The sequence below is a fragment of the Achromobacter maghribensis genome, from assembly GCF_057334215.1.
On sequence record NZ_JBHFII010000050.1, the window covers coordinates 1 to 1,986 of the forward strand.

General features: G+C 65.1%; 2 protein-coding genes. Both read right to left on the minus strand.

What is annotated here, in order from left to right:
- Positions 1 to 195: 195 nt before the first annotated feature.
- Entirely contained in the window at positions 196 to 1,566 is a 1,371-nt protein-coding gene (locus ACE039_RS22620) for an LLM class flavin-dependent oxidoreductase (RefSeq protein WP_485823389.1), read from the minus strand.
- A gap of 20 nt (positions 1,567 to 1,586) precedes the next feature.
- Positions 1,587 to 1,986, minus strand: a 400-nt coding sequence (locus ACE039_RS22625) for an acyl-CoA dehydrogenase family protein (RefSeq protein WP_485823390.1), incomplete at its 5' end; no start/stop codon positions are given.

The following is a 1,986-nucleotide window of genomic DNA, read 5'->3' on the forward strand; positions in this document are numbered from 1 at the left end:
GGCTGATGGCGCGCAACCTTGATGCGCCCGAGGGAATCTGAAGGCGGCGGCCGCAGGCCGCAACGAAGATGACAACGGGGCAGTCCGGAGCGAAGGCTCCGGACCGCAATCGTGGGCGCGCGCCATCAGCCCGACCCCGACGACGGGCGACCTACGAAGCTCTAACAAGCGACCTACGAAGCGCTAACAAGCACCCTACAAAGCCCCAACGAGCCCCTTGCGCCCCACATGCTCCAAAGGCAACTCCGCCCTCCCCGCCCCAAACAGCTTCTCCCGCAACGCCCCTTCCGCGTAAGCCGTTTTATAAGACCCCCGGCTCTGCAACTCCGGCACCACCAGATCGATGAAATCGCCGTAGCATTCGGGCGTTATCGTTCGCGCCAGGTTGAAGCCGTCGATATCCGTCTCGGCCACCCAGGTCTCCAGTTCATCAGCCACCTGTGCGGCGCTGCCCACCAGTGCCGGGTATCGCCCCCCTAACGCCATATCCGCCAGCAGATCCGTCACCGTGCGGTCCGTTCTGGCCACCGTCAGGTTTTTCACGGCCGACTCGATCGCGTTGTTCTTCACATACCGGATCGGCTCATCCGCGCCGTAGCGCGAAAAATCGATGCCCGTCGAACTGGCATAGTGCGCCAGACCCGCTTCCGGATTCGCGTAACGCAGATACTCCGCATGCTTCTCGCGCGCCTCGGCCTCCGTCTTGCCCACCACCACCGTCACGCCCATGAAGAACTTGATATCGCGCGGATTGCGGCCCTCGCGGGCGACCGACTCGCGTACCTCCGCCACCAGCTTGCGCAAACCCTCCTTGGTCTGGCTCGACACGAACACACATTCCGCGTGCCGCGCCGCGAACGCCTGGCCGCGACCCGACGAACCCGCCTGGTACAGCACCGGCGTGCGTTGCGGCGACGGTTCCGACAAGTGAAAGCCCTGCACCTTGTAATACTTGCCCTCGTGATCCACCCGACGTACGGCCGCGGGATCCGCATAGATGCGCTTGCCTTTGTCGGCCTTCACCGCATCGCCGTCCCAACTGTCTTCCCACAGCTTGTACGCCACCTCCAGGAATTCGTCGGCCCGGTCGTAGCGTTCATCGTGCGCGATCTGCTCGGACAACCCCATCGCGCGTGCCGCGCTTTCCAGATAGCCCGTCACGATGTTCCAGCCGATGCGGCCATTGGTCAGATGGTCCAGCGTGGAGAAACGGCGCGCCAGCAGGTAGGGCGCTTCATAGGTCAGGTTGACCGTAACGCCGAATCCCAGATGCCGCGTGGCCGCCGCCATCGCCGAGATAGTCAGCAGCGGATCGTTGACCGGCAGCTGGATCGATTCGCGCAACGTCAGGTCGGCCGAGTCCTGGTAGACGTCGTACACGCCCACGATATCGGCCAGGAACAGGCCGTCGAACAGGCCGCGCTCGAGCAGCCTGGCCAGACCGGTCCAATACTCCAGCGTCTTGTACTGCGTCGACGTATCGCGCGGATGCGTCCACAAGCCGTGGTTGATATGCCCGACGCAATTCATGTTGAACGCGTTCAGCAGGATTTTCTTCTTCGCCATGATGTGCGGTTCCGTGTGGGTCAGGTGGTGCCCGCGCGACCAGGCGCGATGTCGTTCAGGTAGTAGTTCCCCACGGCGTGGCGCTTCCAGCGCACGGGATCGTGCAGCGTATGCGTGCGCGCATTGCGCCAATGGCGGTCCAGGTTCAGGTGGTCCAGCGTGGCCTGCGTGCCGGCCAGTTCGAACAACTTGGTGCCGGCGGCAAGCGAGGCTTCCGTGGTCAACGCGCGGGCTTCCGCCACGGCGATGGACGCCGCCGCCACATCGGCGGCCGTGCCGCTGGCGGTTGCCGTGTCCAGCAGGCGGCCCGCCCGCGACACGAGCGCGCGCGCGGCCTCCAGGCGGATGGACAGGCGGCCGAATTCGCTGATGGTCAGCGGGTCGTCCGCCGCGCGCTCGACACCGGCATCGATCCACGGG